Raw genomic sequence first — 20310 nt, 5'->3', positions numbered from 1 at the left:
CTTTACGGAGACTAAAACCAGGAACCAATCAGCATGGTCAATCAGAACTTAACCGCTACAGAAATTGGATTTACTCACGAAGATTTCGCTGCTCTACTTGACAAGTATGATTATCACTTTAGCCCTGGAGATATTGTACCAGGAACTGTTTTCAGTATAGAGCCGCGCGGCGCTCTGATTGACATAGGTGCTAAAACAGCAGCATATATACCTATACAAGAAATGTCTATTAACCGGGTTGATGCCCCGGAAGAAGTATTACAGTCAAATGAAACGCGAGAATTTTTCATTCTCACAGATGAGAACGAAGACGGTCAGCTAACACTTTCCATTCGTCGGATTGAGTACATGCGGGCTTGGGAACGGGTGCGTCAGCTGCAAGCAGAAGATGCTACTGTTCGTTCCGGTGTATTTGCTACCAACCGTGGGGGCGCATTGGTCAGAATTGAAGGATTGCGTGGATTTATCCCCGGTTCTCACATTAGCACCCGTAAACCCAAAGAAGAATTGGTAGGTGAAGAACTGCCTTTGAAGTTCCTAGAAGTAGATGAAGAACGCAATCGCCTAGTTCTATCCCATCGTCGCGCATTGGTTGAGCGCAAGATGAACCGCCTAGAAGTTGGCGAAGTAGTAATTGGTACAGTTCGTGGTATCAAGCCTTACGGTGCATTTATTGACATTGGCGGAGTCAGCGGATTATTGCACATCTCGGAAATTTCCCACGAGCATATTGATACACCTCACAGTGTGTTCAATGTCAATGACGAAGTAAAAGTTATGATCATTGACTTGGATGCCGAAAGGGGTCGGATTTCCTTGTCCACCAAACAGCTGGAACCCGAACCCGGCGACATGATTAAAAACCGCGATTTAGTTTACGATAAAGCAGAAGAAATGGCAGCTAAATATCGAGAACAGCTGCTAGCTAAACAACAAGGCGCTCCTGCGGTAATGACTTTACCTGTGGAAGCAGCAGAAGGGGTAGATGCTGTAGTTGAGGAAGACATTCCAGCAGCTATTGAAACTGAAGAAGAAGAGATACCAGTAGCTATTGAAGAGTAATTCAGTTGTAGTTCTACTTATCTGTATTAAAATATCGAAATATCTTACAAAGAGGGATTTTCCCTCTTTTTTTTGTTTACTGATGATTGTTAACGGTCAATATACAATTCTCTTGGAAAAGGTTGTTATTAGTGACACTAATTTGAAAAATGATTGCGGGTGATGGAAGACTGGTAGGGGCGGGTTTAAAAATATTATCAATTATTAATGATCATCTGGGTAAACCCGCCCCTACTAACTTTTTTATAATCCAAAATCCGTCTTGAAAAGTTTGCAAGGGCGGGGGGCTTCAGGGCCCCCTACCCTGCGGGAACGCTCTTCGAGCGAACGGGTTCGCAGTTCCTTCAAGTCTGGCGACCGAACGGACTGCTCACCGCACGCAACTTTTCGCAAAATCTAAAATCCAAAATTGTATAACTTCTGTACGGGTGCAAAGCCTTGCGCCTTCCTAACTCAATCAGCGGGGTGAATCTTTTGGCAACTATTAAATGTAGAAATATTATATTTAACAATATCCAAGCAATTTTTTTTGACAAAAACGGTACATTAGAAGACTCAGAAGCTTACTTGCGATCGCTAGGACAAAAAGCAGCGCGGTTGATAGACGCTCAAATTCCGGGAATAGGGGAACCATTGTTAATGGCGTTTGGCATTAATAGTAATACCCTCGACCCAGCAGGTTTAATATCGGTAGCGAGTCGCCGTGAAACAGAAATTGCTGCTGCTGCATATATTGCTGAAACTGGTAGAGGATGGTTTGAGTCACTCAAAATAGCCCGTCAGGCTTTAGACGAAGCCGAAAAATATATTGGCAAAACTCCTGTACCACTTTTTGCAGGAAGCTTGGAGATACTAAAAACCTTGTCAGTAGCAGGAATTCAACTTGGCATCATTTCAGCTGCGACAACAGCAGAAGTAAATGATTTTGTGATACACCATCACTTAAGTGATTACATCCAAGTGCAAATAGGAGTGGATGATGGGCCAAGCAAACCAGACCCAGTGCTATTTTTGCAAGCTTGCCAAGCTTTAGGAGTTGAACCAGGCGCTACATTGATGGTGGGAGATTCTGTAGGTGATATGCAAATGGGGCGTAATGCAATAGCCGCAGGTTGTATTGGTATCACTTGGATAGGTAAGTCAGATAATGTCCAAGGTGCGGATGTGATTATTAACCAACTTGATGAAATCCAAGTTGTAAAAGCTTGATTCCGTAATTCCAATACACAGTCATCAATCATCCGTCAAAAGTAGACCCACTGGACTACGCAGACCACCATCCTACCCCGCCTGAAGTTTATCTAATTATTGAGGTAGCAGATAGCAGCCTGAAACTAGACTGCGAAACCAAAGCAAAAGCTTACTCCAAAGCGGGAATTAAAGATTATTGGGTGCTAGATGTCGTTAATCGTCAATTGCACGTCTTTCGAGAACCAACTCAGGATGGCTATCAAAGCAAAGTAGTTTTGCCAGAAGATGCGACTATCTCACCTTTAGATTTCCCTGATTTAAGTATTGCAGTTTTAGAAATGTTACCACCAGTGAGTAAGTCTTAGCTGCGATCGCATTTCCTCGCCTTACAAAATTGCTTAGCCACACAACAAATAATTTGGCTTATGTGGGGTTGTCATTCTGAATGATGCGCCCCAAGTACAGTACCAAAAAATCTCTGGCAGCAGCAGAGTTAATCTTCTCTAACGCTTCAACAATCTCTGGAATTGACTCAGCCAGAGGATCTCTTGTCTGATTAACCCAATAGTGAACAGTGGAACGTCCTATGCCCATTGTCACTGCCAATTGATTTTGGCTGATGTTATAGGTTTCGAGTACTTGTTTTAGTGCTTTTCCTGCTCTTCCCATGCCCCTCATAGTCTCAGAGGAGCATAACTAAGTAAATGTTCACAACTAGGAATACTAATGTAAAATAATTAAGTTCCTACTTTTGAACCTAAAGAATAGGTAGATTTATAGCAGTCGAACCATACTTTAGGACAGTGCTGATTGCTACTAGCCTTGAAATAACTTGGTTTTTACTCAGCAACGCGCTTGTGCGCGGCTGTCGGCAGAGCCGGACGCCAGTCGCTCATGGAGACCTCCAAGACCCTTACGGGTGACCCTCGCAAGCTCGCTACCGCTCTTGAGATCGGCAGTCCCCCAGACGCTCGGAAAGCGTAGCGTCTCCCCAAGGGGAGAAGACTCGCGCTTCGCTGGAAACCGCTCCTGTTGGGGGCTGCCTCACCGCGTTGCCGACGCTCCTACGTCGCTAACGTCACGCTAACACCACGACGCTGGCTCTCCAACGCACTGGCTCCACGATAGCGGGTTCGCCGTTAGGCGTTCTCGAATAGTAGCCGCACCAAGCGTCTACAGCACGAGCGCACTTTGCTATAACACCACAGCATATCCTTGAGCGTGTACCTTACGTCCCAGCAGCATTAAAAACCATTGTTGATCCAGAGCGCTTGTATGAGCATTTATGCGAAAATAGGCAAAACTTGCCTACCCTATAAAAATTGTTTTATGATAGGGCGGCTCTAGATGTGTAGTTGTTCTTTTCCAATCACCTCTTCCCGACAAAGCAGTGTAGACAGCCATTGCCACACTATTTTGCAAAAATCGGGACAGATTGTAGGGGCAATAACACATCATATTTTGAATTTCGTGTAATTTAGTTGTGATTTCACTCCTTCAGTTTTAATTTTTATGTTAAATTTAAAATCTTTTTTATAATCAATACAGCAATCTTTGTATTTACCAAAGGTTCTTATTTATCCTTAATAAGTAGTAATAATTTTTTAAGAATGCCGAGGATTCTTGTCATAGACGATGACCCAGCAATTTCAGAACTAGTTGCCGTCAACTTGGAAATGGCTGGCTACGATGTCAGCCAAGCTGAAGATGGTATCAAAGGTCAAGCTCTAGCACTCCAGCTACAACCAGACTTGATCATGCTTGACCTGATGTTACCGAGAGTTGATGGATTTACAGTTTGCCAACGCCTACGCCGGGATGAGCGCACAGCTGAGATTCCCGTGTTAATGTTGACGGCTTTAAGCCAAACTCAGGATAAGGTAGAAGGCTTCAATGCTGGGGCAGACGACTACCTCACCAAGCCCTTTGAAGTTGAAGAAATGCTAGCGCGGGTACGGGCATTATTGCGGCGTACTGACCGCATTCCTCAAGCAGCAAAGCACAGTGAGATTCTGAACTATGGGCCGCTGACCCTTGTTCCCGAAAGATTTGAAGCCATATGGTTTGGTGAAACTGTGAAACTGACTCACTTGGAGTTTGAGCTACTTCACTGTTTGCTGCAACGCCACGGTCAGACAGTTTCTCCTAGCGAAATCCTCAGAGAAGTTTGGGGTTACGATCCAGATGATGACATCGAAACGATTCGAGTACATATCCGGCACTTGAGAACCAAGCTAGAACCAGATCCCCGACACCCCCGCTACATCAAGACAGTGTATGGTGCAGGATACTGTCTGGAATTGCCCAGCGTTCCTCCATCAACTGAGGGGGTTTCAACATCAGCAGTTGAGTGAAAGCAGGCAGGAAGTAGTCCCTGTGAACTTCGTACACCACCAAGTATGATAGAGGGCAGGGGAGCAGAGCAGCAGCAAAGCAAGGGAAGCACTGCTAACTCCACACTCAGCACTCACCAATCATGACTCTTTCGAGGCAGAAGGTAAGAAAGTTTGTACAGTAAGCTTTTAAGCTTTTTTCCACTGGATAATTATTTCTGCCACGCTGTACTAGAGTTCATTAGTCAGTATTGTTATGGTCATGGTGAGTTAGATGCAGTGTAACAAAAACATCAGGGTAGGTTCTACCCCACTCTACGAAAATCTGCCTCTGTGTATTTATGGCAAGCTGCACTCTGCTCGACTATAGTCTCAACTCTACTTGGCTGTCTAATCTGTGGGCATACCCTACTCTACGAAAAGATGCTGTTTGAGTGTCTAGGGGAACGCCTACAGAATGACATGCATATCGCTACGAATGAGTAGTACAGCTTGGCAAAATTAAAAATTAGCGATCGCATAATGGAGGAAATTGGCAAAAATGCGATCGCACAATTTATGATTTTTTCTCAGGTTCAAGTTTATAGTTAATTTCAGCACCCCAAAATATCAGAGGAGAAGAGGAGTAAATTAATCCCTAATTCAAAATTATTTATCTTGAATTTAGAATTATCTACTCCCCGTCTCCTCTGTTGTTGTTAAGCCTGATTTTACTCTTATTAAGGAGCTAAGGCGTTACCGCGAATTAGACTACCAATTGTCTTGGCGGTAATTTTTAGTTGAGTGATGGGGTTGGCGGGGACAACTGTTTTGTACAGATAGCTATCGAATGTTAGCCGCTGCACATCAAGGTCAGCGCACATCTCTACAAAGGCTTCGCGGGTAGCATCAGAACGATAGAACACACTCTGCAAAATATCCAGCACTTTGTAGGTGAGTCCGTATTTTTTATCCCAACGCTTCAGGTAAATCTTCAGGTCATTTTCTGTGGGAATGCGGCTACCACTGTTGGACATTTCCACGATGGTTTCAGCACACATCCGCCCAGACTTGGCAGCAAAGTAAATGCCTTCACCAGAGGATTTGGTGACATAGCCAGCAGCATCTCCTACCAAAGCGATGCGACCGACTACGCGGCGAGGACGGGGATGTTCGGGAATGGGGTGTGCTTCTACTTTGATGATTTTACCGCCTGCCAGTTTTTCACTAGCGCGGGCGCGGATACCAGCTTGCAACTGTTTGATACTGGCTTTATGGACGTGCATTGTCCCAGTACCTACAGCTACGTGGTCATATTTGGGGAACACCCAAGCGTAGAAGTCAGTAGAAACGTCATTGCCTACGTACATTTCGGCAAGGTCGTTGTAATATGCCATTTTGTCTTCGGGAAGACGAATGCGTTCTTGGAAAGCGATCGCATAATTATAATCCCCTGCATCCATTTCTTTAGCAATGCGGGAATTAGCCCCATCCGCCCCAATAATTAAATCCACTTTCAGGGTTTTAGTAATGCCCTGTGGCCCACCTTCTGTGTGGTCAACGTAATGGATGGTATAAGGGTCGGTGTTGTTTGTCGGTATATCGAGTTTATGAACGGTAGCATTAATTAATGTTGCACCTAATTTTGCCGCGCGATCGCGCAAAAAGCCGTCCAGCACTTCACGGCGGCACATTCCTATATATTCTTCTTGTTTTACCAGATTGATATCAACCTCACGGTTGGAAGGCGAAATCATTTTCATCTTCCGTACCTGGCGGTCAATAATCTCTGGTGGCAAGTCAAACTCACTCACCATACACAGGGGAATCGCTCCCCCGCAGGGCTTGGCATTGTCTAGTTTCCGCTCAAACAGGTAGGTTTCAATCCCAGATGAAGCCAGTGTTTCAGCGGCAGATGAACCAGCAGGGCCTGACCCAACAACAGCAACCCGTAGTGTCAAAGGTCTTCTCCCAATCTTCACATTTACCGAAAGCATCGTATCACGGACTTTTGACTGATTTCGCGCTCTCAGGTCAGGTTTTGATAGAAATGCAATATTCCTTAATATTTCGATACAAAAGGGATGACTGATGACGGATGATTGTTATCTGTCATCAGTCATCCATCATCCGTCAAACCAAATCTTGAAAGTCAAAACTATTTTATATATGGTATAAATAAAACACGGTAAACCTAGCAATAAGCCGTATTAAAATTGCAGAGGTCAGCAGCAGTGGGTATTGTAGTTGATAATGTATCCAAGCAGTTCGGGAGTTTTAAAGCAGTTGATCAGGTGAGTCTGGAAATCAAGAGTGGCTCGCTGGTTGCCTTGCTGGGGCCATCGGGTTCTGGTAAATCCACCCTACTGCGCTTAATTGCCGGTTTGGAAATGCCAGATAGCGGCAGAATACTGCTCACAGGTAAAGATGCCACATATCAAAGTGTACAAGAACGAAATATTGGGTTTGTGTTTCAACACTATGCCCTATTCAAGCATCTGACTGTGCGGCAAAATATTGCCTTCGGTTTAGAAATTCGCAAAGCCCCAGCCAAGAAGATTAAAGGGCGAGTAGAACAGTTGTTGGAATTGGTGCAATTAAGTGGACTGGGCGATCGCTATCCTTCACAACTTTCCGGTGGTCAAAGACAACGGGTAGCTTTAGCCAGGGCACTAGCTGTAGAACCCGAAGTATTATTACTGGATGAACCATTTGGGGCACTTGATGCCAAAGTCCGCAAAGACTTACGGGCATGGTTACGGCGTCTCCATGATGAAGTACATGTTACCACAGTTTTTGTCACCCACGACCAAGAAGAAGCAATGGAAGTTTCTGATGAAGTTGTGGTGATGAATCAAGGGCGCGTAGAACAGGTGGGGACACCAGCAGCAATTTACGACAATCCGGCAACGGCATTTGTCATGAGCTTTATTGGGCCAGTGAACGTTTTGCCCAACACAGCGAATATTTTCCAGAGGAGTGGGTTTGAGACATCACATCCACAAGTATTTTTGCGTCCGCAAGATGTGATTATAGAAAAGACTCCCAATGGCGCTACTGCACCAGCCAAAGTGAGTCGGCTGATACATTTAGGTTGGGAAATTCAGCTGGAATTAACTTTAGATGATGGGCAAGTAGTGACAGCCAACTTAACACGCGATCGCTATAACGAGTTACAGTTAGAACCACAACAGCGCGTGTTTGTCAAGCCAAAAGATGCGAAATCTTTTCCAGTGTATTATTCGTGATCAAAAGACAGTTATCAGTTATCAGTGAGCAATGATAACTGATAACTGATTAGCTAACTACAGTTGCACATCCGGTGGATGCAGCACACCATCAATCACATGAATCACTCCATTACTGGCTTTGATATCTGCTGTGGTTACTTTTGCCCCATTTATCGTTATTTGACCATTTTCAACCTTAACGTTCAGTTCCTCGCCTTCAACTGTCTTAAGTGGGCCAGATTTGAGACTTTTAGAATCAATTGCACCAGGAACGACATGGTAAGTCAAAATTTCTTGCAATTCATCCTTGTTTTCTGGTTTGAGTAATTCTTCTAAAGTACCTTTTGGTAAAGCAGCAAATGCATCATTTGTGGGTGCAAACACTGTAAATGGGCCTTTTCCAGAAAGGGTTTCCACAAGACCCGCTGCTTTGACAGCTGTTACTAGGGTACTTAAAGATTTGTCAGCGCTGGCAATATCGACAATTGTGCCTGTAGTAGTTGCTTGAGCAATTGATGCAGCAGGCTTGGGTGATGATGAAACAAAGCTAGATTTCGCCAAAATGGGAACGCTGGCTAGAACAGTAGCCACAGCGATCGCAATCATAACTGTTTGACTCAAAAAGCGTCGGGATTTTTGCCTATGCATGGGTGGAAATTCCAGATTTTGCCTAGATGTGGTGATTTGCTCAGATCTTGACCAAAACACTGTGATTGAATTTCAAGACCTGCTTTCCGTGTTCGCACAGCTTTAGCCTGGATTATTTTTGATACTTTACAACTAACTGTTAACCATTAACAGCTACAGTTGACTTAAAACCTTCATGGGCAAGGCAATACACTACCTTACATACCCATTTTTAAGAGCGAACATCAGCCGCGTATACAGATGTCAAGCTCTTTATTGTATCTTTACCCAGACTTTATATAGACTTAAAATTTATGATAGATGCAGATACGAAAAATTGCGATCTTTTTTTCAAACTATCAATAAGATTAGTATTCACTTAAATTCATGGGTTGTCATCTTGACAGCCAAAGGCTTTTTTAGTATAAATGTACTATAAAAATTTTGTTTGATCAAAAATAATGAAGCTATCTAAGGTAGACTTGAGCAGTTTATTAGCGATCGCTCACTCTGACGGATATTTGCAGTTATTGCTTGACCGAGGTGATGAACTGGAGTTTTTGGAAATTCCTGCACCGATACAAGCTTACGAAGGATTGCAAGAACTGAACGAAATTATTGCTGAAACTCCTGCACTGCCTTTTGCAGAACAACCAATTGCCATGCTACCAGTTAACTCATCAATGGCGGCGGCTGTGGGCTACGATAGCGACGAATGCATTTTGCAAGTTGAGTTTCAAAATGGAGCAGTTTATCAATATACGGGTGTAGACTCCCAAACTTGGGAAGATTTACATTCAGCAGATTCAATTGGTAGTTTTTTCAACGAAGAAATTAAAGGTAGATTTGAATCTGAGCGTATAGATACTGATGACTATTGTTATTAGAGATTTCAGCAGTAGACAGTAGTGGCGTGTTAGGCGTTAGCCTTGACGCACCGTGACATATAGTTAAATTCTTGGTACTTATGAAGAATGTAATCATCTTTCATAAGATAGACCAAGTATGTCTAAGCTGACTGAGGTACAACAAAAAACTAGCAATGGAAGTCATGCTATTGTGATTGGGGGTAGCATGGCTGGACTGTTAAGTGCAAGAATCTTAGCAGAACATTTCGAGTATGTCACAGTGGTAGAACGCGACCACCTACCACAACAGCCAGAAACACGTCACGGAGTTCCCCAAGGACATCACGTTCATGTAATGCTGACTGGAGGTTATCGCATTCTAGAACAGTTGTTCCCTGGTATGGAAGCGGAACTAACTACAGCAGGTGCGCCGAGTGTCAACTGGACAGCAGAATCGTGTTTTTTTCATGCGCGGGGTTGGGGATACCGTGGTTCTTCGGACTTAGTTACCCGCACTTGCAGTCGTGCTTTTCTGGAGTGGGTAGTCCGTCGTCGTTTAAGTAATTACCGTAATATAGAATTTTTATCGGCGACTCAAGTCAAGGGGTTAGTCACTAATACAGACAATTCCAGAGTCACAGGAGTAAAACTTTGTTGTTTGGATGATTCCCAAGAACAAGAATTAACATCAGATTTCGTAGTTGATGCTAGCGGACGTAACTCTCAGTTGCCTAAGTGGTTAGAGAAAATCGGCTACGAATCCCCCAGCGAAACCATGATTAACTCATTTTTAGGTTACAGTACTTGTTGGTATGAACCACCAGAGAATTTCCAAGCAGATTGGAAAGTGCTGTATGTGGTTTCTCAACCACCCCATGACAAACGTGGTGGTGCGTTATATCCCATAGAAGGCAACCGCTGGGGTGTGATCTTGATTGGTATTAGTCGAGACTATCCACCAACTGATGAAGCCGGCTTTATAGAATTTGCACGCAGTTTGCGTACTCCTGAGATTTACCAATTCGTCAAAGACGCCAAACCCATTACTCCCATACATGGGTATCGGCGTACAGAAAACTGCTGGCATCATTATGAAAAGCTGTCTCGGATGCCAGATAGCTTGGTTGCAATTGGCGATGCTGTCTGTGCTTTTAATCCAATTTACGGGCAAGGTATGACCACTGCTGCTTTAGGTGCGCTAACTCTACATGATTGTTTACAGAAGCAACAGCACAACTTCACAGGCTTAACAAAACAATTTCAAAAGCAACTGGCTAAAGTTTTAGAAACTCCTTGGTTGATGGCAACCGGTGAAGATTTTCGCTGGGATACTACCGAAGGCGGACAACCAGATAAAATTACTCAATTCATGCATCGATATATGGATGAAGTCATGGAGATTTCAGTTAAAGATCCTGATGTTTATCGGTTATTTGTGGAAGTAATGCACATGGTTAAACAGCCAAATTCGCTGTTTGCACCCAGTGTTGTGATACGAGTTTTAGGGCAAGTAGTTAACTCAGTTTTATCCAACAATACCTTTTCCAAAATAAAAGTTTTGAAGACGGAAGGTTGATGATTGATGAACGCCAGTTGCTTCAACGCGGGAAACCCGCGCAACGCACTGGCTCCTGATGACTGATGACTGATGACTGATGATTGTTATCTGTCATCGGTCAACGACCTTCTGTTTATGGTATTGACTGTTAAACTATTGAAGCTGCTCTCCCTAATATCCGAAAAATTCTGGAGCGTAGATCCTAGAAGTTTTTAAATATTAATTATTTACTCTGCAATTAACTTTCTAAATTGTTCATCATCACCAATTTCATCAAAGTCAATGTCTGTTGCGGCTTCTTCTTTGTAGCTGGGATTAAGTTGAATCGCTTGTTGCAGGTTTTCTACAGCTAATTTAACTTCTTTTTGTAGTGCATAGCAGGCTGCTTTATTGTAATATGCACTGGCATAGTCTGGCTTAATTTCCAAGGCTTTGTCAAAACTAGCGATCGCATCATCATCACGTCCCAGTCTCACTAGAGTATAGCCGCGTTTATCCCAAGCTTTCGCAGAATCAGGTTTGTGTTGTAGCGATTGGTCAAACGAGGCGATCGCTTCTTCGTATTCTTCCAATTCTACCAAAGAAAGACCGCGATTTAACCAAGCAACTGCATCATCAGGTTTGATTTGGGTAGCTTTGTCAAAAGAGGCAAAAGCTTCTTGATGCTGTCGTAAGTTGCCAAAAGCGACACCGCGATCGCACCAGGCTTGATGATAGTCTGACTGAATTTTTATCGCTTGATCATAGCACGAAATGGCATCTTTATAGCGTTTCAATCTTCCCAGACTGATGCCTAGTTTTAACCAAATAACAGGTTGATCTTGTTGGATTTTAATGGCTTGATTGTAAGCTGCGATCGCTTCTTTATATCGTTTCTCAGCAAATAGAGTATCTCCCTGTTTCACAAATTCATCTGCTGATACTTCCGGCTGTGGCTGTGGTGACTCTGCTGGCTTTGATTCAGGAATAGATGGCGGTTGATTTTCAGTTAATTCTTTTAGTATTAAATCTTTGCGTTGTTGAGCATCCAATTTTAATTCTGAAAGTTGAAATACAAACTGCCTCTCTAATTTTTCCAGCTTTTCTAAAATCAGCAGCTTTTGTTGTTGAGCGTTCAAGTGCAAATCAGTAAATTCAGAGAGCAACTCTGAACCTGATTTCTCTAAATTTTCAAGAATTAGCTGTTTGCGATTTTGCACATCTGCTTGTAATTCTGATAGCTGCGATATAAATTCTAACTTCAAGTTTCTTAAACTTTCGAGAATTTTATCCTTTTCTACTTGAGTATCAGACTGCAATCCTGATATTAGCTCTCTAATATCTTCCAAGATGATATCTTTTTGTTGTTGAGCATCAACTTGGAAATTTGATAGTTGTGATGTCAAGTCTGATTGCAGCTTTGTTAAAGTTTCTAGAATTTCATTTTTTCGTAGCTGAGTATCAGACTGCAAGCCTGATATTAGCTCTTTGATATTTCCGAGGGTTAAATCCTTCTGTCGTTGAGCATCAACTTGGAAATTTGATAGTTGTGATGTAAATTCTAATTGCAGCTTTGTTAAACTTCCCAGTATTTTATCTTTTTCTCCTTGAGTATCAGATTGCAATCCTGATATTAGTTCTTTGATATTTCCGAGGGTTAAATCTTTCTGTTGTTGAGCATCAACTTGTAAATTTGATAGCTGTGATGTAAATTCTGATTGCAGCTTTATTAAAGTTTCTAGAATTTCATCTTTTCGTAGCTGAGTATCAGATTGCAAGCCTGATATTAGCTCTTTGATATTTTCAAGGGTTAAATCTTTCTGTTGTTGAGCATCAACTTGTAAATTTGATAGCTGTGATGTAAATTCAAATTGCAGCTTTGTTAAAGTATCTAGAATTTCATTTTTTCGTAGCTGAGTATCAGATTGCAAGCCTAATATTAGCTCTTTGATATTTTCGAGGGTTAAATCTTTATGTTGTTGAGCATCAAGTTGTAAATTTGATAGCTGCTGTGCAAATTCTGACTGTAAGGTTGCTAAATTTTCTAGAATGTTATCCTTTCTTTGCTGAGTATCAGATTGCAAGCTGGCAACTAAAGCAATGAATTCATCCCTAGATTTTTCTATATTTTCTAAAGCGATATTTTTTTGCTGTTCAGCACCTAACTGTAATTCAGATAGTCGCTGGGCAAGTTCCGATTCGAGTTTTCCTAAATTTTCGAGCGTCTGATTTTTTTGTCGTTGATTATCCAATTGCCATTGGGCTAATTGTGCGGCAAATTCCGATTCTAATTTTCCTACTTTCTCTTGTACATTTTTGATATCAGATTCTAACCCTGTAAACAGATTATCTTTGGCTTGCAATAACTCAGATGCTAAAACAGATAAATTTTCCTGCTGTAATTTGATATTTTGTTTGAGTGCCTCAGCTTCCTTATCTAATTGACGATTGAGCTTTTTCGCTTCTTGAATCGTATTTTCAGCTTCTTGTTTAACAAGAGTTAGTTGATTTTGTAAATTTTCTATTCCTTCTAGTTGTGCCATTGCTCTATTCACAATTTCACGGATTGCTACCCGACGCAGCAACCAAAATAAAGCAATGATTACCACTGGAAATAAACTTAATAACACTAACCAGATATTGATACGATTAAAAGCGCGATCCAATTCTAATTTTTCTTGCTCTCGCAGGCGTTTTTCTGCCCTCAGTCGCGTTAATTCTTCCTGTTGCTGATTGGTGATTGCCTGAACAGTAATTATATCTCTAGAGGCTGATGCTGGGGTTTGTCCACTGGCAATACCAGCAGATAGCAGTAAGGGTGAAAAGACAACAGCGCTTTTCAACATTAAGGTAAAAACAACTTGGTTCTTGTTCTTCATTACAACCATCCCATCTGTTAGCCAGTTTTGGAAGCGGCACGCTTCTCTCCAATCTATAGCAGAATTTTATTGTGAAATTTTATTAGCGCCAGTCAGACAGTAGCGATCGCCCATAGGTAGAATAATCTGCGGATAACTGTATTCCACTTGACAAACTGGACACTTTCTGTAGGTACTGAAGTGATTAAATGTGAGCATCGGCATATTGGAATCCGAATATTTTCGTATATATAGCTGAAAAAATTATGTTGTTGGATAATTTTCGCCGCAAGTTGCGTACTGAAGCGCAACTATGGCAGAGTGAGGGGTTAATTGATGCCGATTTGTATCAAAGATTGGCACAAAGGTATGAATTTGATCATTTAGAAACGGCTGCTCGCGATCGCTTCGTTTTTATCTTAATAGCGGTTGGGGCAATATTGTTAGGCTTGGGTGTAATTACTTTTGTCGCTGCCAACTGGCAAGCTTTAACTAGAGAAGTCAAGTTAATTTTACTATTGAGTTTATTCTTGGTGACAAATATTACTGGTTTTAGCCTGTGGAAACCAGCCACCAGAAATAATCAGTCCTCCAGAGACAGAAAACGCCGTCAACGTGTCTTAGGAGAAGGCTTGCTAATTGTCGGCTCTTTGACCATAGGTGCTAATATGGCGCTATTAGCACAAATGTACCATGTTAACGGTTCTAGTTACGAACTGTTCTTAGGTTGGGGATTAGCTGTTTTGCTGATGGCGTACAGTTTGCGCTTGACTTCCTTGGGGATGCTTGCCCTAATTTTAATGCTAATGGGGTCTTGGATAGGATTGTTCAATTGGTACTATGCAGTTAATGAGTTGACATGGGGTGTGACAGTTATAGAACATCTGCCTTTAGTCTTGAGTTTACTGTTTGTACCTTTAGCTTACTGGTGTCGTTCCCGTTGGATTTTTAGAATTACAGCGATCGCTTTTGTGATATCCTGGCAATCTCATCTCAGGTCGTTGGAAGTTATCACATACACAGATACTCCGCTTTGGCTTACTATAGCTGCCTTTACTGTGCCACCAGCCTTATTGTGGAGTTATGATGATTCACTGTTTCGCCAAGTTAATTCTAAAAGGTTTCAGCCGTTCGCGCGATCGCTAACTTGGGCATTTTTTAGCATCACATTTTATTTTCTTTCTTTCCGTTGGTTGTGGCAAGCGCGGATGATTGGTTATCAAACTCAATTTAGGAACACTCCTTTAGCAACCTGGCTACCTTTTTTAGATGTGGCAATTTTCATAATTTTAGCTGTATGGCAATGGTGGCATTTGTTACGTCCAACCCCAAACCAACAGCGTCAGCCAATAGAAGTAAAAAGTATTTTTATTGGCAGCTTGATTGTAATCACTGCCTTAGTCATCTTTGTGCATCAAGCTATCACTCCCATTCAAGTTATTCCCATCTTTGCGTTTAATCTTCTTTTAGCAGTTTTGGCATTTAAATTAATTCGAGAAGCACTGGAATTAGGGGAACGACGACCTTTTTGGGGTGGCATAGTATTACTAACACTACAAATTATTAGTCGGATGCTAGAGTACGACACCGCCTTATTATTCAAATCCTTGATTTTTGTCCTATGTGGTGTTGGGGTAATTATCGCCGGTTTGTGGTTTGAACGTTATTTGTCCTCTCGACCAACTATATCTGAAAATAATTCGTAATTCGTAATTCGTAATTCGTAATTAAGTTTCGTCAGATTTATTCTGTGTTTATACCTCTTGCCTTCTGCTTCCTGCTTCCTAATTTTATGGAAACTAACGAAACATTACCTTTGCCAGCCGAACCAAAAGAACAGCCTATAGTTATTTGGAGGTTTATTGTACCTTTGCTGATACAAACAGCATTTATTTTAGCAGTACCGGCTCAATCAGTTTACACAGTTATTACAGGTAAAACAGCTATTTTGCAAACTCAACCTGTAGATCCTTACGATTTACTGCGCGGTTATTCGGTGACGCTGAATTATGAAATTTCTCGTGTAGATAATTTAGCAAAACTTCCTGGTTGGACAGATTTGGTAAAGCAATATCCTGGTACAGACAAAAAATATCAGCCTTTAGCGTCAGGAACAAGTTTTTACGTCATTCTGGAAGAGGAAAAATCCTCTGGTAAAGTTCCTCAAGCGTGGAAACCTGTGCGGCTAAGTGAAGAACTTCCGACTTCCCTACCTGCAAATCAGATAGCTTTGCAAGGACGTTACAGTAGCTATAATTCAATTTCTTACGGCTTGGAAACTTATTATATTCCGGAGGATCAACGTAACGATATTAATCAGGATATTTCAGCAGCTAGACCAACTCAACCAGGACAAAGACAACCGATAGTAGTAGAAGTGAAAGTGAACGCCCAAGGTAAAGCTGTACTGATAAGTATGTGGGTGCGCGATCGCAAATATCAATTTTAACTATTGTGCCGTAAATCTGTAGCGATACTACGGTTAGACTCTACCTTTCGTAAATTATTGAAGGTATTGTTTAGTTGTAGCCATATTTTTTCACAAACCAGGTTTTTACTAACTGTGTCAACACAGAATAACTAGATAAAATCAACACTAACCAGAGAAAATAACTAGCAGGTAAAGGCACAAATCCCAACCCTGATGCGATAGGAGAGAAAGGAAGATAAATTCCGATCGCCATAATCGTCAGAGTCACCATTAACATGGGTAGCGATGCTGTACTTTGAATTAGGGGAATTTTCGCAGTGCGGATAATGTGGACAATTAACGTTTGAGTCAACAAACTTTCCACAAACCAACCTGTCTGAAACAGTGCTTGTTTTTCTATTGAGTTGGCACCAAATACAAACCACATTAAAGCATAGGTCGCATAGTCAAAAATCGAACTCATGGGGCCGATGTAAAGCATAAACTTCTGGATATCATTAATCTGCCATTTACGCGGTTTAGTCAGGTATTCTCGATCCACATGATCAAAGGGAATTCCAGTTTGAGAAAAATCGTAGAGTAGATTATTTAACAGTATTTGCACTTAACTCATCGGTAAAAATGGCAGCATGGCGCTTGCTCCCAACATACTGAACATATTACCAAAGTTGGAACTTGTACCCATTTTGATATATTTGACGATGTTGCCGAATGTCTTGCGCCCTTCATTCACCCCTGCTTCCAATACCAACAAGCTTTTTTCTAACAGGATAATATCTGCTGACTCTTTAGCAATGTCTACGGCTGTGTCCACGGAGATACCAACATCAGCTTCCCGTAAAGCCGCTGCATCATTAATTCCATCTCCCAGAAAGCCGACTATGTGACTTTTACGGCGTAAAACTTGAATGATTCTAGCTTTTTGTAGGGGAGATAGTTTGGCAAAAATAGTCGTTGTGACTGCTATCTCTGCTAATTCTTCATCAGATAATTTCTCAACTTCGCTACCTATTAGGGTGTGGTGAACATATAAACCCACATCTTTACAGGTTTTGCGAGCAATAATTTCATTGTCACCTGTTAATATTTTTACTTGGATGCCATTGTGATTCAGGGCGCTAATTGCTTGGGCTGCTGATTCTTTCGGTGGGTCGAGAAAGGCAATAAACCCTAGCATAATTAAATTACACTCATCGACTACTGAGTATGTGAGTTGGTCTGGTGGTAGTTCTTTATAAGCGACAGCAATCACTCTTAATCCATCTTCGTTTAATTCCTGGTCTAATTGCAATGCTTGGGCGTGGACTGATTCCTCTATGGGTAAAATCTGATCATTAGCTTGGACTTGAGTGCAAACTTGCAGAATTTCTTCGACTGCACCTTTACAAATCAATATATGCTTATGATGGGTTTCTTCCACAACTACGGACATGCGACGGCGGACAAAATCGAAGGGAATTTCATCAATTTTGCGGAAATCTTTTTCAACTTTTAAAGATGCGTGTAACTCGATATGTTCTAGTACAGCCACATCTAGTAGGTTTTTTAATCCTGTTTGATAGAAGCTATTGAGATAGGCATACTCTAGAACTTCGTCATTTTCTTCGCCATAAACATCCAGGTGCATTTACAAAATAATTTTATCTTGGGTGAGAGTGCCTGTTTTATCGGTACAGAGAATATCCATTGCACCAAAGTTTTGGATGGAATCGATATTTTTAACGATCACTTTTTTATCAGACATAGCGATCGCGCCTCTCCCCAAATTGGCTGTTACAATCATCGGTAGCATCTCTGGCGTTAACCCCACAGCCACAGATAGGGCAAAAAAGAAAGCCTCTGTCCAATTGCCTTTAATAAACCCATTGATGAAAAATACCAAAGGTGCAATGACCAGCATAAACCGCAATAGTAAGAAGCTAATGCCATTTACTCCTTTGTCAAAACTGGAGAGGGTTTTTTGACCGACAAGAGTTTGAGCGAATGCACCCAAGTAAGTATTGCTACCAGTTTGCACTACTACTGCCGTACCTGTACTGCTAACATTGCTCAAAACCTGGAAATAACTTAGTTTTTACTCAACACGGGCTGAACGCCCCACTTCCGCTAACAGCACTTTGTTATACATTATAGATATTTTGAAAAATTTTGTAATATTAAAAAAGATGGATATTTTATCCATCTTCCAAAAAAATGTACTGCATTGCACGTACAAGCCACAAAATTCAACCATTAACATTGATTTCTTTCGGTTTGGTAGTGAAATTTAACTAGCTGACGATTCAAATTGTTCAACCTCAGCTTCAGCTTGTTGTTCAGCAAGTTCAGCCTTAGCTTCAGCCACAATATCCTCAAAGGTTTCACCAACTTCTGCAATTACTTCTTTGCCCTTTTCATAGATGAGGATTCCGCCTTTAATGGCTGCTTTAGCTATTGGTTTGCCAACACCCGTTACTACTGGAACGATAACTGGAAGAAGCACTATTGCTGCAATCCCTGGAACTCCAAGGTCTTCAACTAAGTTTTCAACATCAGGTATGATTTTAGGTGCCATAATCTTATTAGTCCATTGATGTTTACAATTTCATTCTATCCAAGATTAAATAAATCAATCATCAAGAAAAATATTTTTATTAGAACTTTTATTCGTTAATTGAGTTTTGATTATATTGTGGATCATGCTGGTTATTTAACATAATAATTCCAATTAAAAGACTCTAAAGTTGAGAATAATATACCCATAGACAGATTAAGTTTTAGCATCGAATAATATTTTCTATTTCAACCAAAATTACCGTTGACATATTGGCGGGTAATTTCTTGTTTTGGCTGGTGAAAAATTATATGAGTGCGATCATACTCTACTAATTCGCCAGTACGACTTCCTTCTTTCATTTCCGTGTTTAAGAATGCGGTCATATCAGAAACTCGTAAAGCTTGCTGCATATTATGAGTCACAATTACAATGGTGTGATGTTGTTTAAGTTCCTGTATCAAAGCTTCAATTTGATTGGTTGATATGGGGTCGAGAGCGGAGCAAGGTTCATCCATCAAAATTATCTCCGGTTGCACAGCCAGCATTCGCGCGATACATAACCGTTGTTGCTGTCCACCAGATAGAGAGAGGGCGTTTTCTTTGAGCTTATGCTTAACCTCATCCCAAAGAACTGCACGACGTAATGACAACTCTACAATTTCATCTATATCTCCCCGATAGCCCTGAATGCGGGGCCCAAAAGCAACGTTATTATAGATGGATTTGGGAAAGGGATTTGGCTTTTGGAAAAGCATCCCAATGTTGCGGCGCAAGACTACTGCATCTTCTAAAGGATGATAGACATTGCGACCTTTAAACAGAATTTGCCCTTGTAAGCGAGTTTGGGGAATAAGATCATTCAAACGATTAAAACATTTAAGTAAAGTGCTTTTACCACAACCGGAAGGGCCAATAAAAGTTGTAATTAAGTTTTTGTAAATGGGAAGGTCAACATTACGCAAAGCCATAAATTTTTCATAATAAAACGCCTCTATCTGTGCGTGTAAAATAACTTCGCTATCTGCACTGTAGGCATTCACAGATGGCAAAGAAGGCGCTGCCATAATTTTTCTTTTTGTCGATGAAAGGAAGTAGTCTTTTCTGAAAATTGCAATAACTTACAGCGTTTTTCAATTGAATAGACACCAAATTTAGTAAACTGAAGGAGCAGCAAAAATACTCATAGTTATGCCGGCTCCCTACTCAACAGATTTACGCCAACGTGTGATAAATGCTTATGAATCCAAACAAGGGTCGCAACGCCAATTGGCTGAACGCTTTCAAGTGAGTGTATCCTTCATTAAAAGGTTAATTCGTCGCTATCGAGACACGGGACAGGTGACATCTTTGCCTCATGGAGGAGGTGCGATCGCTAAAATCAGGAATAGTAGTTTGGCAGTAATTGAGCAGTTAGTTGATGAGCAACCAGATGCAATACTTGAAGAATTATGCTCTGGTTTTGCAGCCAAAAGTGGTGTCGAAGTCAGTGTTACGACTATGCATCGAGCAGTTCAAAGGTTGAAGTTGACCACTAAAAAAAACACTATATGCTAGCGAGCAAGACAGTTCACGAGTCAATCAAATGCGCTTTGATTATCGAGATTGGGTTTTAGGTATAGACCCACATAATTTGGTATTTGTAGATGAATCCGGTTTGAGGTTGGGAATGACACGACTG

19 protein-coding genes and 1 pseudogene are annotated in these 20310 nt (G+C 41.4%); 10 read left to right on the top strand and 10 right to left on the bottom strand.

Annotated features, from left to right (window positions below):
• Positions 1 to 33: 33 nt before the first annotated feature.
• From I8748_RS20250 to I8748_RS20240, 3 genes and pseudogenes are all read left to right on the top strand, one after another.
• The gene (locus I8748_RS20250) at positions 34 to 1062 is read left to right on the top strand and encodes a 30S ribosomal protein S1 (RefSeq protein ID WP_198126355.1); all 1029 of its coding nucleotides are present in this window, start codon (positions 34 to 36) and stop codon (positions 1060 to 1062) included.
• Positions 1063 to 1536: 474 nt separating this feature from the next.
• Complete coding sequence (locus I8748_RS20245) at positions 1537 to 2271, top strand: HAD family hydrolase (protein ID WP_198126354.1); 735 nt, start codon at positions 1537 to 1539, stop codon at positions 2269 to 2271.
• A 38-nt stretch (positions 2272 to 2309) separates the two neighbouring features.
• Positions 2310 to 2618: pseudogene (locus I8748_RS20240) on the top strand (Uma2 family endonuclease); the annotation flags it as partial.
• Between the two features lie 58 nt (positions 2619 to 2676).
• Here I8748_RS20240 and I8748_RS20235 read toward each other — a convergent pair.
• Positions 2677 to 2922: a helix-turn-helix domain-containing protein gene (locus I8748_RS20235; RefSeq protein WP_198126353.1), complete on the bottom strand. Its 246-nt coding sequence runs from the start codon at positions 2920 to 2922 to the stop codon at positions 2677 to 2679.
• A gap of 941 nt (positions 2923 to 3863) precedes the next feature.
• Here I8748_RS20235 and I8748_RS20230 point away from each other — a divergent pair.
• Positions 3864 to 4607, top strand: a complete 744-nt coding sequence (locus I8748_RS20230) for a response regulator transcription factor (RefSeq protein WP_096553987.1) — start codon at positions 3864 to 3866, stop codon at positions 4605 to 4607.
• A gap of 698 nt (positions 4608 to 5305) precedes the next feature.
• Here the strand turns inward: I8748_RS20230 and chlP are convergent.
• Positions 5306 to 6562, bottom strand: a complete 1257-nt coding sequence (gene chlP / locus I8748_RS20225; RefSeq protein ID WP_198126352.1) for a geranylgeranyl reductase — start codon at positions 6560 to 6562, stop codon at positions 5306 to 5308.
• A gap of 237 nt (positions 6563 to 6799) precedes the next feature.
• Here chlP and I8748_RS20220 point away from each other — a divergent pair, with 237 nt between their 5' ends.
• The gene (locus tag I8748_RS20220) at positions 6800 to 7813 is read left to right on the top strand and encodes a sulfate/molybdate ABC transporter ATP-binding protein (RefSeq protein WP_198126371.1); all 1014 of its coding nucleotides are present in this window, start codon (positions 6800 to 6802) and stop codon (positions 7811 to 7813) included.
• Positions 7814 to 7870: 57 nt separating this feature from the next.
• On the opposite strand, the gene I8748_RS20215 is transcribed toward I8748_RS20220, so the two are convergent.
• A complete protein-coding gene (locus tag I8748_RS20215) occupies positions 7871 to 8443 on the bottom strand; it encodes a fasciclin domain-containing protein (RefSeq protein ID WP_198126351.1) in 573 nt (190 codons plus the stop codon).
• Positions 8444 to 8883: 440 nt separating this feature from the next.
• Between I8748_RS20215 and I8748_RS20210 the strand changes: the two genes are divergently transcribed.
• Positions 8884 to 9309 carry a KTSC domain-containing protein gene (locus I8748_RS20210; RefSeq protein ID WP_198126350.1) on the top strand — a complete coding sequence of 142 codons (426 nt, stop codon included), beginning with the start codon at positions 8884 to 8886 and terminating at the stop codon, positions 9307 to 9309.
• A gap of 118 nt (positions 9310 to 9427) precedes the next feature.
• Complete coding sequence (locus tag I8748_RS20205; protein ID WP_198126349.1) at positions 9428 to 10846, top strand: FAD-dependent oxidoreductase; 1419 nt, start codon at positions 9428 to 9430, stop codon at positions 10844 to 10846.
• 209 nt (positions 10847 to 11055) lie between these two features.
• Here I8748_RS20205 and I8748_RS20200 read toward each other — a convergent pair whose 3' ends face one another.
• Complete coding sequence (locus tag I8748_RS20200; protein ID WP_198126348.1) at positions 11056 to 13686, bottom strand: tetratricopeptide repeat protein; 2631 nt, start codon at positions 13684 to 13686, stop codon at positions 11056 to 11058.
• Positions 13687 to 13752: 66 nt separating this feature from the next.
• On the bottom strand, positions 13753 to 13890 hold the full coding sequence (locus I8748_RS34680) for a hypothetical protein (RefSeq protein WP_214662675.1): 138 nt from the start codon (positions 13888 to 13890) through the stop codon (positions 13753 to 13755).
• Between the two features lie 41 nt (positions 13891 to 13931).
• On the opposite strand from I8748_RS34680, the gene I8748_RS20195 reads away from it, so the two are divergent.
• A complete protein-coding gene (locus tag I8748_RS20195) occupies positions 13932 to 15371 on the top strand; it encodes a DUF2157 domain-containing protein (protein ID WP_198126347.1) in 1440 nt (479 codons plus the stop codon).
• An 86-nt stretch (positions 15372 to 15457) separates the two neighbouring features.
• Positions 15458 to 16114 (top strand): GDYXXLXY domain-containing protein, encoded by a 657-nt coding sequence (locus I8748_RS20190; RefSeq protein ID WP_214662674.1) that lies wholly within the window; start codon positions 15458 to 15460, stop codon positions 16112 to 16114.
• A 70-nt stretch (positions 16115 to 16184) separates the two neighbouring features.
• Here I8748_RS20190 and I8748_RS35230 read toward each other — a convergent pair whose 3' ends face one another.
• The 5 genes from I8748_RS35230 to pstB form a co-directional block, all read right to left on the bottom strand.
• Complete coding sequence (locus tag I8748_RS35230; protein ID WP_225896487.1) at positions 16185 to 16700, bottom strand: cation transporting ATPase C-terminal domain-containing protein; 516 nt, start codon at positions 16698 to 16700, stop codon at positions 16185 to 16187.
• The gene (locus tag I8748_RS35225) at positions 16701 to 17723 is read right to left on the bottom strand and encodes an HAD-IC family P-type ATPase (protein ID WP_225896486.1); all 1023 of its coding nucleotides are present in this window, start codon (positions 17721 to 17723) and stop codon (positions 16701 to 16703) included.
• A complete protein-coding gene (locus I8748_RS35220) occupies positions 17724 to 18149 on the bottom strand; it encodes an HAD-IC family P-type ATPase (RefSeq protein ID WP_225896485.1) in 426 nt (141 codons plus the stop codon).
• A 213-nt stretch (positions 18150 to 18362) separates the two neighbouring features.
• The gene (locus tag I8748_RS20180) at positions 18363 to 18650 is read right to left on the bottom strand and encodes a DUF5132 domain-containing protein (protein WP_198126346.1); all 288 of its coding nucleotides are present in this window, start codon (positions 18648 to 18650) and stop codon (positions 18363 to 18365) included.
• 227 nt (positions 18651 to 18877) lie between these two features.
• Entirely contained in the window at positions 18878 to 19696 is an 819-nt protein-coding gene (pstB, locus tag I8748_RS20175; RefSeq protein ID WP_198126345.1) for a phosphate ABC transporter ATP-binding protein PstB, read from the bottom strand.
• Positions 19697 to 19820: 124 nt separating this feature from the next.
• Here pstB and I8748_RS20170 point away from each other — a divergent pair, with 124 nt between their 5' ends.
• Positions 19821 to 20186: a helix-turn-helix domain-containing protein gene (locus I8748_RS20170; protein ID WP_198125864.1), complete on the top strand. Its 366-nt coding sequence runs from the start codon at positions 19821 to 19823 to the stop codon at positions 20184 to 20186.
• Positions 20187 to 20310: the final 124 nt, after the last annotated feature.

The organism is Amazonocrinis nigriterrae CENA67 (assembly GCF_016056305.1).
Classification (GTDB): domain Bacteria; phylum Cyanobacteriota; class Cyanobacteriia; order Cyanobacteriales; family Nostocaceae; genus Amazonocrinis; species Amazonocrinis nigriterrae.
Note: the sequence above shows the minus strand (reverse complement) of the source record. Positions and strands in the feature narration are given on the sequence as shown.